Genomic DNA, 12,654 nt, shown 5'->3' with positions numbered 1-12,654 from the left:
TAAAACAGACCTGTATCAGTGTATCTGATGGTCTATTTTTATTTGACGGTATAGTTAGTATAGAAATTTGGATTATAGGCTGTAAGAACCTAGCGAAGTACTTTTGAGCTTGGTTCGCGCGTCTTCCGGCGAGCGAATGCGAGAGCGGAAGTTCATTATGAGGAGTTATAAGAAATGGATAATAAATCAAACAATTACGATATTCCCAAGAGAGACGGAAGTGTGTGGCCAGAAGATATCTGCCCTGCATACACCCCAAGAGAGGATGCAATTCCAAGCTTGAAAGGCTGCTGGTACTGTAAATATGCGGATTTTCATCTGAAGGAAGAAAGAGCTCTTGAAGTGGGGATCTGCAAATGGCCAAAAACAATAATTGATTAGTATGAATGATTTAAGGATGTTGCAATGAGAATAGGGATAATTCAAGCGAGCTCTCAGGCTGGAAAAAATGAGCTGATTTTTAATACTGTAAAAAAATATGCCCCTAAAGATGCAGAGGTCATCAACTTTGGATGTACTTTAGAAGAACAGGAAAAGTATTCATATATAGACGTTTCGGTTCTTGTTGGTATATTACTTGCAAGTGGAGCAGTTGATTTTGTTGTTACTGGTTGTTCATCCGGACAGGGAATGATGCTGGCGTGTAACAGTATGCCTGGAGTAATTTGTGGATATGCTCCTACTCCAAAGGACGCTTATCTGTTTGCACAGATCAATAATGGTAATGCTATTTCACTTCCATTGGGCGAAGATTATACCTGGGCAGGCGTTGAAAACTTTGATAAAACAATAAAAGCGCTCTTTTCTGAACCGTTTGGGCAGGGATATCCAAAGAGCGAAGCGGAAAGGAAGCTGAAAGACACTGAGGAACTCAAGGAAATAAGAAGAAAGTCGCAGATTCAGTTTGAAGATTTTTTTACTTTTTTGGACACGTCAATAATTGAGAAAATTAATAAAAAGAATGATGTGATCAAGTTTGTGAAAGAACGTGGGAAATTAGGGGAAGCTTTATATGAGATGCGTAAAACCTTCAGGAAGTGTAAGAATGTTGATTAGTTAAGGAGAGACTACAATGAATGAGAATAAGAAATCCCTTGTGATTTACGTTCATGGCAAGGGTGGAAATGCAAATGAAATTGAAAACTACCATAAGTTTTTCTCAGGGCATGAGTTTTATGGGTTTGACTACAAGGCTGATAATCCATGGGATGCAAAGAAAGAATTTAAAGCGAAAATAGAGGAATTGGCAAATTGCTATGAGAATATTACATTAATCGCCAATAGCATAGGTGCATACTTTTCCATGGTTGCAAATTGTGATGAATACATTAGTCATGCATATTTTGTATCTCCAATAGTTGATATGGAAAAACTGATTTTAAACATGATTGCCTGGGCTGGCACAACAGAAACAGAACTTCAGGAAAAGAAAATTATTCCTGTAGATTTTGGTGATGATTTGTCTTGGGAATATTTGCAGTATGCAAGGTCGAATCCTGTTAAATGGAATGTGTCGACAGACATTTTATATGGTAGCCTTGATAATTTGCAGGAGTTGGATACTATAACAACATTTGCTAATAGGATTAATGCAACGCTTACTGTTATGGAGGGCGGAGAGCATTGGTTTCATACGGACGAGCAAATTCATTTTTTGAATGATTGGATGCAATCTCGCAGAGGGTAAAAATGCTCAGATTAAGAAAACCACTATCTCAAAATGAGATAGTGGTTCAACATGTATGTTCAGAAAAATAAGTGTAAAACAAGATTAGATAAAGAGACTTTTGAACAATGGATAGAATAAGTGGCAGGCTGATCGTGTATTTTGAAGACCCATTCTGGGTGGGCATATTCGAGAGGGTTATAGATAAAAAACTATCAGCAGCTAAAGTGACTTTTGGTGCTGAACCTAAGGACATAGAGGTGCTGGAACTTATTAATCGGAACTATTATTATCTGCATTTTAGTCCGGAGATTGAAACAACTGTAAAGGAAACTAAGAAAAATCCCAAGAGGGCACAGCGCGATGCGAAAAAGCAGACACTGGAGACCGGCATAGGTACAAAATCGCAACAGGCTCTCAAATTACAACAGGAGCAGAATAAATTGGAACGGAAATTCAGAAGCCGTGAACAAAAGGAAGCAGAGAATCAACGTTTGTTTGAATTAAAACAGATGAAGAAAAGAGAAAAACATAAAGGGCGTTGACGGGAATTTTGTCGTAATCAAAGAAGGTGAAAAATCCTAAGTTTGCATCAAAGTAAATGGATTAATAGAGCAAAATCCGTGTAAAAAGACTCCAAATAAGTGCGAGGAGTCTTTTTTATTTTGAAAAGTGTATAGTAACTAAACAGTATAGCAGCTATACAAAAAGGAGGAAAAATGAATAGTAAAATTGATTTTATTAATGGAGAAACAAATAAGTCACTTATCAAGATGTTTGCGCCACTTATGGTTGGGATGATCATGCTAATGATCTATAACATGGTGGATGGTCTGTGGGTTGGAAACCTGCTTGGAGAGCTGGGGATGTCGGCACTAACCGCTGGAACGGCGATTGTTTTATTTTTAAATTCCATTTCAATGGGTGTTGGTAATGGTATTTCAGTTATGATAGCTAATCTTGTAGGAGCAGACGACAGGAAACATATTCCGGGGGCAGTAGCGACCGTTATAGCAATGTCCACCTTTTTTTCAGTTGTACTTTTCATCTTAGGCGAAGTACTTGTTGATCCGATACTGGCTCTTATGGGAACACCGGAAATTATTTTCTCTGATGCTGCAACATATCTGAAAATTTACTTGTTGGGAAATGCAGCGTTATTTATTTACATGGTGTTTACATCAATCTTTAGGGCATTTGGGGATCCAATGTTTCAGATGAAAGGTATGATGCTCACAGCAGTGTTTAATGCAGTTGCTGATCCTTTTGCAATAAAAGTTTATGGATTAGCCGGTGCAGCAATTGTTACAGTGGCTTCTGAAGTTCTATGCCTGGTTTATGCCATTATTTATCACAAAAAGAAAAAGATGTTTTCTATGGATTTAAAAAAGATCAATATGAATGATGCCATAACCATGGTCTGTTTATCTGTGCCAACTACAGTACAGTCAATCATGCCGCCGCTTAGTTCTGCTTTTATGATTTCTTTCATCTCTTCATTTGGAATGAACACTATAGCAGGCTTTGGAGTCGCCAGAAATCTTGAACTTATAATGTTTATGCCTACTACAGGAATGTGTATGGCAGTGACATCCATAGTGGGACAATGTGTTGGAGCAAAAAGGCATGACAGGGCAATGGATTATCTGAAATCAAGCATGATCATAGGAGGCTCTCTCATTGCAATTACAAGCGTGCTAGTGATTCTTTTTTCAGGGCAGCTCACAGCAGTTTTTGGACAGGGGGTTGAAGTCGCACAGGTAGTATCAAGGTTCTTTTCTATAATCAGTATTGGCTATGTTCTGTACATGCTCACAAGTTGTATGCAGGGATATATTACGGGAGTTGGTAAGCCGGGAATGGCGATGGTTCTTTTGATTCTTTATTACATTATGTTCAGAATTCCAAATGCCTATATTTTTAAACAGCTCTTTGGCTTAAACGGAGTATGGTTTGCATTTTTGATAAGCCATATTTTATCTGTGATAGTGGCTTTTGCAATGGTATCCTATATACAAAAGACATATTCAGCAGAGTATCGTATTTGTCACAAATTAGGAGCGTAAGATATGAAACACTACAAGGAACTTGCCTGGTTAATGGAGCGAATCATCCATAAATACATGCAGTATGAAAAAAAGCCTCAGGTTTACTGCAAGGATATAATCCTTACTCAGCCTGAGATCCATACAATAGCCATAGTTGGTGATAGTGAGGGGATCAACATCACACAGCTTGCCAAGGTGCGCGGAATTACTAAGGGCGCTGTATCACAGATGGTCAACAAGCTCGTGGACAGGGATCTTATGGAGAAGAGAGTGTCTCCCGATTCAGATGCTGCGATTTGCCTGTATCTTACTAAAAAAGGTAAAGCGGCAAGGGATGATCACCGCAAGATGCATGAAAACATGGGAACTATGTATGAAGCTATGCTTGACCAAATACCTGAAAGTACTTTGGATAGCATGAGGCAGTTCCTTGAAGCTTTTGACAAGGCGCTTGATGATCTGGATAAATCAGTGTAAAAAGCAAAATAATTAGTGTAATTCATGTTTTATTTTCTCCAAAGGGTATAGTTACTATACAGTTTATGTTTTACACATTTGGAGGATATTGAATGAAAACTTTGTATTTCAGCTCAACTGGAAATTGCTTGTATGTTGCCAAGTGCTTGGGAGGAGAGTGTTTATCTATTCCCAAGCTGATCAAACAGGGAATCTATGAGATAAAAGATGATGTTGTGGGTATAGTATTTCCGGTTTACGGGCTTTGTATACCACCATATATTGAGGAGTTTTTGCAGCAACTGAAGGTGGAGTGCAACTATCTTTTCGCCATAGCAACTTATGGATGTTTTGCCGGATCTGTTTGCAACGAGTTAAACAATATTACTCTGGCAAACGGAAGGAAATTTGACTATGTTAATTCAATTCAAATGGCGGAGAATTGCATTACCTTTGCCGATATGGAAAAACAGGAAGGCGATAATAAAAAGCAGCAGGGTGTAATTGACCAGATAATGGGTGATATAGTTGAAAAGAAAAGGTACGTTAAAAGAAATTCGCTTTTCAGCAAACTAATTACGCGTGATCACAAGAAAAAATATGAGTTTCCTACAGGAATTGGTATTACAGAAGAAGTTACTGTAAACGAAGCTTGTACGGGATGCGGTACGTGCTCAAGACTTTGCCCAATGGGAAATATACATATTGAAAATGGTCGCCCACTCTTTTCAAAGAATTGTATAAGCTGCGGAGCTTGTATTCAGAACTGCCCTAAGAATGCTATCCACCATAATAGAGAGAAGAGTTCCGCCAGATATAGGAATCCACATATAGAAATTGGTGAGCTTTTAATTTCTTAACGATGAAAAATGGAGAAAAAATATGAGTAATTATACAATTAGATTAGAAGAAAAGAAAGATTATAGAGAAGTTGAAAATTTAGTAAGGGAATCATTTTGGAACGTTTATCGTCCTGGATGCAGTGAACACTATGTAATTCATGTGCTCAGAGATGATCCGGCATTTATTCCTGAACTTGACTTTGTTATGGAGCAGGATGGGAAGCTGATCGGACAGAACATGTTCATGAAAACTTTCATTGAGGCTGATGATGGAAGGACTATTGATGTGCTTACCATGGGTCCTATTGGAATTACACCTGAACTTAAGAGAAAAGGCTATGGAAAGGCAATTCTGGATTATTCTCTGGAAAAGGCTGCAGATATGGGATTTGGAGCAGTTCTTTTTGAGGGAAATATCGGATTCTATAGTCACTGCGGATTTGATTATGCAAGCAAGTTTGGAATCAGATACCATGATCTTACGGAGGGCGCAGATGCCTCATTTTTCCTATGTAGAGAACTGATTTCGGGATATCTTGATGGCGTCACAGGGGTATATCAGACCCCTAAGGGATACTATGTCGAAGATGTAGCTGTTGAGGAGTTTGATAAGAACTTTCCGCCAAAAGAGAAGCAAAAACTTCCAGGACAAATCTTTGAGTAACGTAAGTGTAAAACAGATCTGGATCAGTGTATCTGAGGGGACTGGGTTTAGGAAAAAATATCATTATTCATTTCACTGGAGGAATGAACATGGAGTATATTCAAGTGACAAAGGATAATTTGGAGAAGGAACATATTTGCTGTGCTATTTCTGGCAATAAGGATGTCCAAGTATCATCGAAGAAAGCCTGGCTTGCAGACAGATTTGATGAGGGACTTGTTTTTCTGAAAAGCGTAGAACGCGGTAAGTGCTTTATCGAATATATTCCGGCGGAAAACGCTTGGGTTCCAATTGAGGCAGATGGATATACGTACATCGATTGTCTGTGGGTGTCCGGGGCCTTTAAGGGGCACGGATACTCTTCGGATTTATTAAATGTTTGCATTCAGGAAAGTAAGAATAAGGGTAAGAAGGGGCTTTGTATTTTGTGCGCTGCAAAGAAAAAAACTTTTTTAGCTGATCCTAAATTTTTGAAACACAAAGGATTTATCGTAGGTGATGAAGCGGATAATGGTATCCAGCTCTGGTATCTGCCATTTGAAGAGAAGGCGGTTGCACCGCGATTCAAGGATTGTGCAAAGCATCCACATATAGAAGAGATGGGCTATGTTTTGTATTACACGAATCAGTGCCCGTTTAATGCAAAGTACGTGCCTGTTCTGGAGCAGACAGCTAGAGATAATGGAATTCCTTTCCGGGCAATCCATATTGAGAGTAAAGAAGAAGCGCAGAATGCACCTACTCCAGTAACGAATTATGCATTATTTCATGATGGTGAGTATGTCACAAATGAGCAGATGAACGACAAGAAATTCTTGAAACTTATATAAACAGGATAGTATGGCGAAAGAAAGGCATTGGATTATGTTTTGGGATATGGTTTCTCCTTTATATGATTTATTTGAAAATATCTATAATAGTAAAGTTTATACCGGTACAGGAAAGAAAGTTGCTGAACTTATTGAACCTTCGGATGAGGTCCTGGAATGTGCTTGCGGAACAGGAGCGATCAGCATATTTATTGCGCAGAAGTGTAAGAGGCTGGTAGCAACGGATTTTGCAACAGGAATGCTTAAAAAAGCCGCAAAGAAATGCCGCAATTATTCCAATACTACATTCAAGAAAGCGGACATAACAAATATAAAGTGCAAAGGGGGCTGTTTTGATAAGGCTGTTGCCGGTAATGTTATCCACTTGTTGTCGGAACCCGAAAAAGCACTTCATGAGCTGTGGAGAGTAGTTAAACCCGGTGGAAAGATCATTATCCCGACTTATATAAACATGTCTAAAGGTACTGGGACGGCTGCTGTTAAGTTCATTACGTTGCTAGGTGCGGATTTTAAGAGGCAGTTCGATTTGGATTCATACAAGAAGTTTTTTGCAGACAAGGGGTACTCCGATGTTGAATACCATGTTATTGATGGGCGTATGCCTTGTGCAATAGCGGTTATTACCAAGAAATCATAACTATGTGAATTAGGTAGAAAAGGTTATCTTGGATTATTCTCTTGAAAAAGTTACAGAAATCAGATGATGGGATGCAGTATAATCATATGGAAAAACGTGTAAAATTGTATGTAGTTTTAAGCTATTTTGTATTTTGGTTTATGGTGCTGGGACTATGCGGGACAGCAAGTATGGTATTCCATGGTCCGCCTATTGTGATGAGGATCTTGTCTAATGTTTGTGCGTGGGCACCGACTATTGTGTTGCTTATAGGTTTTAAGTATTTTTGCCCTGGCCGCAGCATTGCAGAATTTTACAGAAAAGCTTTTGGTGGAAAGATAAGCATAGTAACGCTGGTAGCTTCAGCTATACTTACGCTTGGAGCTACTATTATTACAGTATTTGTTTTGTCCTTGATTCAGGGGAAGGCCTTTGGTGAATACTGGAATCTTGGATCCTACCCGTTCTGGGCGTCATTTTTATTCTCGATCACAACGGGGCCAACAGGGGAAGAGTCAGGCTGGAGAGGTTATCTTCGCCCATACCTTAATGCAAAATACAGTTTTTTCAGTGCATCAGTGATACAGGGAGTTATATGGGCATTCTGGCATACCATACTCTGGTTTGTAGATTCAGATTATATGGGAATCCAGATGATACCATACGTTCTGTCCAACGTTATTGTAATGACGGGACTTTGCTTTATCATGAATCTTTTCATGGAAAAGAACGATAACCTGATCTATGGCATAGTGATACACTTTTGCTTTAACTTCCTGTATTGTTTCTTGCAGGTTGATATTTGGTTTTATGTGGTTTTGTCAGCTATATACATGGTTATAATTGCGCTGATATGTTGGAAAAAGAATGTGATGTCAAAAGAATGATATCCGTTTAAAATAACAAGAAGGAGGAAGGACATGATCAATTGCAGTGTATATGCTCCATGCAGATGAAAAATATTTGTATGGAGGTTAAATAATAATGAAAAACAGAATAAAGGAATTGGTTGGATACGGTTATTGCGGTAGATCTTCTGTCTTTTGCCATAGCATTTGTGGCATTATTGTTCTTTATAAAACTACCTGAGATCAAGGACGGAACAAGTAAGGACGAAAACGTGATCAAACTGGCTAAAGAGGGGCTAAAGTTCCTAAAAGAAACTCCGCTTATACTTACTGTAATACTGTTTATGGCGGGGGTTAACCTGACAGCTTCAGCCTTTGATGCTGTACTTCCGGCCCTTGTCATACCTCAAAAAGGTAACAATGTTTATGGCATTGAAAAGTAATGATCCGTTCTGGACTTTTCTTTTCGGAAGCGGTAAGGGTTCAGGTGCCGCAATGATGATGTTTATTCTTGGTGTGACAGGAACAGCCATATGTATAATCTCCGGTCAGATCATGAAAAAATATAAATATACTGAAGAATGATTTTTGACTTGAATATCAGTGTAAAACAGCCTCAAATGAGTGTAAATTTGAGGCTGTTTTTTGTTTTGTGATAAATATATGATTGTACTGAAATCGGTATGCTCATAAAGGAGTTATAAAGATTTTATGACTGTTTTTTTAAAAATGAAGGAGAGTTTTCAGTAGAACATAGCTACTGACTTTTAAATGTATGAGAGAAAAAAATACGATTTTCGGAAGTGGAAAGTTTTATAAAAATGTGCTGGCGATAGCAGTCCCTATAATGCTTCAGCAGCTTATACAGAGCATGGTGTCGCTGATAGATAATTTTATGGTATCAGGACTGGGCGATATATCAATGTCAGGTGTAAATATTGCCGGTCAGGTGCTTTTTGTGTTTATGGTTTTAATTAACACAATCTGCATGACTGGAGGGATATTCCTTACGCAGTTTTTTGGCGCAAAAGACAGTGGAGGAATGAAGCAGGCGTTTATGTTTAAACTGCTTGCAGGATTTGTGGCACTCATCCCATACCTCATGGTATGTTTAATATATCCAAGAGAAATCCTGTCGTTTATGGTTATGGGAAACACACAGGCAGCTCTTATTCTTGATGAGGCAGTTCCATATATACGAATCATGTCTGTTGTGGGAATCCCCATGATTATTTCTATGAGTATTGCCAGCTCACTTAGAGATATGGGAAAAGTTAAAACACCTTTGGTTGTAACAGTAATAGCAACTCTTACAAACACCGTATTCAATTATCTTCTTATTTACGGGAATTTTGGAATGCCTGCGCTTGGTGTCCGAGGAGCCGCTTATGCTACTGTCATAGCAAGAACAGTAGAGTTTGTAATATTTGCATTTATCTATTTCAAGAGCAAGCCTGATTTTGCAGTTCACTTTAGCAGAGAATTCATAATAGATGGAAAGTTGTTCAGGGAAATATTAAAGAAAGGTGCTCTGATGCTTTTCTGTGAGATGACCTGGGTTCTTTCAGAAACCTTAACGACGGCTATCTATAACGGAAGAGGCGGAGCAGATGTAGTTTCAGGTATGGCATCGAGCTTTGCCATAGCTAACCTGTTTTTTGTAGCATTTGGTGGAATCTACTCAGCAACAACCGTAATAATTGGAAAAACCCTTGGTGAGGGAAATCTTGAAAAAGCCCGCAGAGAAAAGACTTGGCTTTTATCAGGAGCTATCGTATTTGGTGTTGCCATGACTTTTGTCGGATTTGTTACAACACTTATCATTCCTGTTGTGTTTGGAAAGCTAAGTCCAAGTGCTATTGCAATTTCAAGGAGCATGGTAATACTTATGGCATTTTTTATGCCTGTATGGGTGCTTGTAAATGCACAGCAGGCAATCGCAAGATCTGGCGGCGACACGAAGATGGGTGCATATGCAGATGCTGGAATAACAATAGTGGTCATGCTTCCTATGCTTTTCCTGCTTGCTAGATATACCGACATCGGGCCAGTACAGATGTACCTTTGCGTAAAACTTCTGGACATTGTCAGGACCCTTATATTCCATTTTTGGCTGAAAAAAGAGCGCTGGCTAAATAATCTTGCATGTGAGCATCAGTCAGAGCCACGTGTCCAGGAGGCTTTGTGAAGTTTTCGGGAGGAAAAGAAAGATGAATACTCTATTAGCAGTAATTGGAATTATTGGTGGCTTACTATGTGCTACAGCAGATCTTTTGTTGGATTTAAAAGGGCCGCAGAATAAGAAACTTGGAAAGATGGGCGTAATTGACAGCGAATGGAAAAAAATGGCGCACTGGAGGTTTGTGTGGTCTGACATCCTCGCGATGTTTGCAGTGCCTATGTACTCCTGCGGATTTATTGCGCTCATGATGACACTTCGTGCTGAGCATCCGGTTATTTCAACAACGCTTTCTGTAATATTCCTGATCGGAGCTATGGGAGGATTCATGATCCATACTTTCCTTTGCCAACAGCCGATAATATACAGAAAGATCATTTCAAAAGCTGACCAGGAACTCGCCGAAGACGTGATCCAGTCAGCCTTTAAACAGATTTATGTACCATTTTTTGCACTGTATTCAATGCTGGTCATTATTCCTGCGATAGCGGTCATAGTGCTTATTATTGCCGGTATTATCCATGCTCCAATATGGTGCGTGCTATTAAATCCAGTAGTATTCCAGCTCGTTGGTTTTTTGTTCAGGGCGACTAAACTGGATATCTTTATTGATGCACCAAGCTGTTGCGCAGCAAGTCTGGGACTTGCTTCATATGGATTATTAGCACTACTCTGCTTATAATCTTTATATATAGATGAACAAGGAGCACATGAAATGAAGCTGTTTTTACTTGAAGACGATGACGCAATTGGAATGGGGCTTAAGTACTCTCTGGAAAAAGAGGGGTATGAGGTCGTTCATGTTAAGACCAAGGCAGATGCAGAAGATGCCTTTAGCATAAATACATTTGATATATGCATCCTGGATATCAATCTTCCGGATGGAAATGGCTATGATGTCTGTAAATACATCAAGGAAAAAGAGGATGTTCCGGTAATCTTTCTGACTGCAAGCGATGCAGAAGTCAATGTGGTCATGGGCCTTGAGATGGGGGCAGATGATTACGTGTGCAAGCCCTTCAGGATCAATGAGCTTATGGCCAGGATCAAGACTGTTCTTAGGAGAAGTGGCAAAGGGTTGACTAATTCCGGAGCGGAGAGAAGCGGGATCCTTGAAATAAAAAACGTCCGCATTCATACTGGCGAAGCCAAAGTTGGCTTATTGGATGAGGCGACTGAAAAAGAAGAAATGGTTGAGCTGACTGCCCTTGAGTATAGATTGCTGCTAGCATTTTATAATAACAGGGGCGTTGTTATGTCAAGAAGCCAGCTTCTTGAAGAAATGTGGGATGTAAGCGGTGATTTTGTCAACGATAATACTCTTACTGTCTACATCAAAAGGCTAAGGGATAAGATAGAGAAAGACCCTGCTAACCCTCAGATAATTAAAACCGTCAGAGGACTTGGGTATATACTTGAAAAGTAACTCAACTAGCATGATTGGGGAATTGTAAAATGTTCAGAAATAAAGAATTCAAGTTTATGTTTATTACGGCAGCTGTCTTTACAGCTGCTCTTTCTGTATGTGGATATGCTATTTGTGGCGTAGCTGCAGCTGTTTTGGTATTGATCCTGGGAATAGGTATTACATCGGGGTTTGTGATGATCACAAGGCGAAGATATGCTGATATTGATGCCCTGAATTCTTATCTTGTAAGAGTTCTTGCCGGAGATGAAGCCCCTGGTATTCTTGATCAAGAAGAGGGCGAATTGTCGCTTCTTAAGACTAACATTTACAAGGCAACATCAACTCTTAATTATCAAAAAGATCTTTTAGCAAAAGATAAGCTGGCACTTTCAAATGCCATAGCAGATATCAGTCATCAGCTCAAGACTCCACTGACATCCATGATCGTCATGAATGATCTTTTAAAGAAAGAGGATGATCAAGGGAAACGAAAGGAATTTCTTACAACCCAGTCAAATCAGCTGGACAGGATGAGCTGGCTTATTCAGACGCTCCTTAAATTATCCAAGATCGATGCAGGGACCATAACCATGAAGCCTGAACAAGTACAGGCTGTGACGCTGGTTCAGGAAGTAGTAAAAGCCTTTGAAATTCAGATGGAACTTAAAAATATAAGTTGTAAAAAGCAAATTACTGATATTTCTTTTAACTGTGACAGAAACTGGACTATAGAAGCGCTTCAAAATATAGTGAAAAACTGCGTTGAGCATATGGACAGTGGGAATCTGCTATCGATTAGTACCTCAGACACCAATATCTACAAGGAGATCACAATAGAAGATACAGGCTGCGGAATAGCAGAAGAAGACCTTCCACATATTTTTGAAAGGTTCTATAAAGGAAAAAATGCCAGCAAGGATAGCGTTGGTATAGGGCTGGCTCTTTCAAAGACGATCATTACCAGTCAGCATGGCGACATCATTGTTGAAAGCACCGAAGGAGTGGGGACAAAGTTCTCTGTGCGGTTTTATAAGACGATAATTTAGGGGCAAAATTAAAATTGGGTAATATTACAGAATTGTTATGAAAAAGTCACG

The 12,654-nt window shown here is 39.3% G+C and carries 17 protein-coding genes; all 17 read left to right on the top strand.

From position 1 onward, the window contains the following. Positions 1–174 precede the first annotated feature (174 nt). The 17 genes from BM146_RS14600 (at position 175) to BM146_RS14525 (ending at position 12,603) form a co-directional block, all read left to right on the top strand. Entirely contained in the window at positions 175–381 is a 207-nt protein-coding gene (locus BM146_RS14600; protein WP_074890619.1) for a hypothetical protein, read from the top strand. A 24-nt stretch (positions 382–405) separates the two neighbouring features. After that, positions 406–1,056 (top strand): RpiB/LacA/LacB family sugar-phosphate isomerase, encoded by a 651-nt coding sequence (locus BM146_RS14595; RefSeq protein WP_074890617.1) that lies wholly within the window; start codon positions 406–408, stop codon positions 1,054–1,056. A 16-nt stretch (positions 1,057–1,072) separates the two neighbouring features. After that, the gene (locus BM146_RS14590; protein WP_074890615.1) at positions 1,073–1,687 is read left to right on the top strand and encodes an alpha/beta hydrolase; all 615 of its coding nucleotides are present in this window, start codon (positions 1,073–1,075) and stop codon (positions 1,685–1,687) included. A 107-nt stretch (positions 1,688–1,794) separates the two neighbouring features. Continuing rightward, entirely contained in the window at positions 1,795–2,211 is a 417-nt protein-coding gene (locus BM146_RS14585) for a YjdF family protein (RefSeq protein ID WP_074890613.1), read from the top strand. 174 nt (positions 2,212–2,385) lie between these two features. Further along, complete coding sequence (locus BM146_RS14580) at positions 2,386–3,732, top strand: MATE family efflux transporter (protein ID WP_074890610.1); 1,347 nt, start codon at positions 2,386–2,388, stop codon at positions 3,730–3,732. Positions 3,733–3,735: 3 nt separating this feature from the next. Next, positions 3,736–4,191: a MarR family winged helix-turn-helix transcriptional regulator gene (locus BM146_RS14575; protein WP_074890608.1), complete on the top strand. Its 456-nt coding sequence runs from the start codon at positions 3,736–3,738 to the stop codon at positions 4,189–4,191. Between the two features lie 92 nt (positions 4,192–4,283). Further along, a complete protein-coding gene (locus tag BM146_RS14570) occupies positions 4,284–5,030 on the top strand; it encodes an EFR1 family ferrodoxin (RefSeq protein ID WP_074890606.1) in 747 nt (248 codons plus the stop codon). A 22-nt stretch (positions 5,031–5,052) separates the two neighbouring features. Further along, positions 5,053–5,676: a GNAT family N-acetyltransferase gene (locus BM146_RS14565; protein WP_074890604.1), complete on the top strand. Its 624-nt coding sequence runs from the start codon at positions 5,053–5,055 to the stop codon at positions 5,674–5,676. Positions 5,677–5,765: 89 nt separating this feature from the next. Beyond that, positions 5,766–6,506 (top strand): N-acetyltransferase, encoded by a 741-nt coding sequence (locus BM146_RS14560; protein ID WP_074890602.1) that lies wholly within the window; start codon positions 5,766–5,768, stop codon positions 6,504–6,506. A 10-nt stretch (positions 6,507–6,516) separates the two neighbouring features. Beyond that, on the top strand, positions 6,517–7,143 hold the full coding sequence (locus BM146_RS14555; RefSeq protein ID WP_330391844.1) for a class I SAM-dependent methyltransferase: 627 nt from the start codon (positions 6,517–6,519) through the stop codon (positions 7,141–7,143). Between the two features lie 41 nt (positions 7,144–7,184). Continuing rightward, complete coding sequence (locus BM146_RS14550) at positions 7,185–8,009, top strand: CPBP family intramembrane glutamic endopeptidase (protein ID WP_143087499.1); 825 nt, start codon at positions 7,185–7,187, stop codon at positions 8,007–8,009. Positions 8,010–8,131: 122 nt separating this feature from the next. Continuing rightward, positions 8,132–8,413: an MFS transporter gene (locus tag BM146_RS14545; protein WP_074890598.1), complete on the top strand. Its 282-nt coding sequence runs from the start codon at positions 8,132–8,134 to the stop codon at positions 8,411–8,413. Beyond that, positions 8,397–8,555 carry a hypothetical protein gene (locus tag BM146_RS19595; RefSeq protein ID WP_177201684.1) on the top strand — a complete coding sequence of 53 codons (159 nt, stop codon included), beginning with the start codon at positions 8,397–8,399 and terminating at the stop codon, positions 8,553–8,555. The genes BM146_RS14545 and BM146_RS19595 overlap by 17 nt, the downstream gene beginning before the upstream one ends. Before the next feature lie 190 nt (positions 8,556–8,745). Next, positions 8,746–10,158, top strand: a complete 1,413-nt coding sequence (locus BM146_RS14540; protein WP_074890596.1) for an MATE family efflux transporter — start codon at positions 8,746–8,748, stop codon at positions 10,156–10,158. Between the two features lie 22 nt (positions 10,159–10,180). Beyond that, entirely contained in the window at positions 10,181–10,831 is a 651-nt protein-coding gene (locus tag BM146_RS14535; RefSeq protein ID WP_074890594.1) for a DUF6796 family protein, read from the top strand. Positions 10,832–10,864: 33 nt separating this feature from the next. Further along, complete coding sequence (locus tag BM146_RS14530; protein WP_074890591.1) at positions 10,865–11,575, top strand: response regulator transcription factor; 711 nt, start codon at positions 10,865–10,867, stop codon at positions 11,573–11,575. Between the two features lie 29 nt (positions 11,576–11,604). Then, entirely contained in the window at positions 11,605–12,603 is a 999-nt protein-coding gene (locus tag BM146_RS14525; RefSeq protein WP_074890589.1) for a sensor histidine kinase, read from the top strand. The last annotated feature ends 51 nt before the right edge of the window (positions 12,604–12,654 follow it).

The organism is Butyrivibrio proteoclasticus (assembly GCF_900115735.1).
GTDB classification, from domain to species: Bacteria; Bacillota; Clostridia; order Lachnospirales; family Lachnospiraceae; genus Butyrivibrio; species Butyrivibrio proteoclasticus_B.
The sequence above is the reverse complement of the archived record's forward strand: the minus strand, read 5'-3'. Positions and strand labels throughout refer to the sequence as shown.

What these genes read in the sequence shown, in the direction of transcription:
- BM146_RS14600 (WP_074890619.1), top strand. Translation starts at nt 175, where the DNA reads ATGGATAATAAATCAAACAATTACGATATTCCCAAGAGAGACGGAAGT.
- BM146_RS14595 (WP_074890617.1), top strand. Translation starts at nt 406, where the DNA reads ATGAGAATAGGGATAATTCAAGCGAGCTCTCAGGCTGGAAAAAATGAG.
- BM146_RS14590 (WP_074890615.1), top strand. Translation starts at nt 1,073, where the DNA reads ATGAATGAGAATAAGAAATCCCTTGTGATTTACGTTCATGGCAAGGGT.
- BM146_RS14585 (WP_074890613.1), top strand. Translation starts at nt 1,795, where the DNA reads ATGGATAGAATAAGTGGCAGGCTGATCGTGTATTTTGAAGACCCATTC.
- BM146_RS14580 (WP_074890610.1), top strand. Translation starts at nt 2,386, where the DNA reads ATGAATAGTAAAATTGATTTTATTAATGGAGAAACAAATAAGTCACTT.
- BM146_RS14575 (WP_074890608.1), top strand. Translation starts at nt 3,736, where the DNA reads ATGAAACACTACAAGGAACTTGCCTGGTTAATGGAGCGAATCATCCAT.
- BM146_RS14570 (WP_074890606.1), top strand. Translation starts at nt 4,284, where the DNA reads ATGAAAACTTTGTATTTCAGCTCAACTGGAAATTGCTTGTATGTTGCC.
- BM146_RS14565 (WP_074890604.1), top strand. Translation starts at nt 5,053, where the DNA reads ATGAGTAATTATACAATTAGATTAGAAGAAAAGAAAGATTATAGAGAA.
- BM146_RS14560 (WP_074890602.1), top strand. Translation starts at nt 5,766, where the DNA reads ATGGAGTATATTCAAGTGACAAAGGATAATTTGGAGAAGGAACATATT.
- BM146_RS14555 (WP_330391844.1), top strand. Translation starts at nt 6,517, where the DNA reads ATGGCGAAAGAAAGGCATTGGATTATGTTTTGGGATATGGTTTCTCCT.
- BM146_RS19595 (WP_177201684.1), top strand. Translation starts at nt 8,397, where the DNA reads ATGGCATTGAAAAGTAATGATCCGTTCTGGACTTTTCTTTTCGGAAGC.
- BM146_RS14540 (WP_074890596.1), top strand. Translation starts at nt 8,746, where the DNA reads ATGAGAGAAAAAAATACGATTTTCGGAAGTGGAAAGTTTTATAAAAAT.
- BM146_RS14535 (WP_074890594.1), top strand. Translation starts at nt 10,181, where the DNA reads ATGAATACTCTATTAGCAGTAATTGGAATTATTGGTGGCTTACTATGT.
- BM146_RS14530 (WP_074890591.1), top strand. Translation starts at nt 10,865, where the DNA reads ATGAAGCTGTTTTTACTTGAAGACGATGACGCAATTGGAATGGGGCTT.
- BM146_RS14525 (WP_074890589.1), top strand. Translation starts at nt 11,605, where the DNA reads ATGTTCAGAAATAAAGAATTCAAGTTTATGTTTATTACGGCAGCTGTC.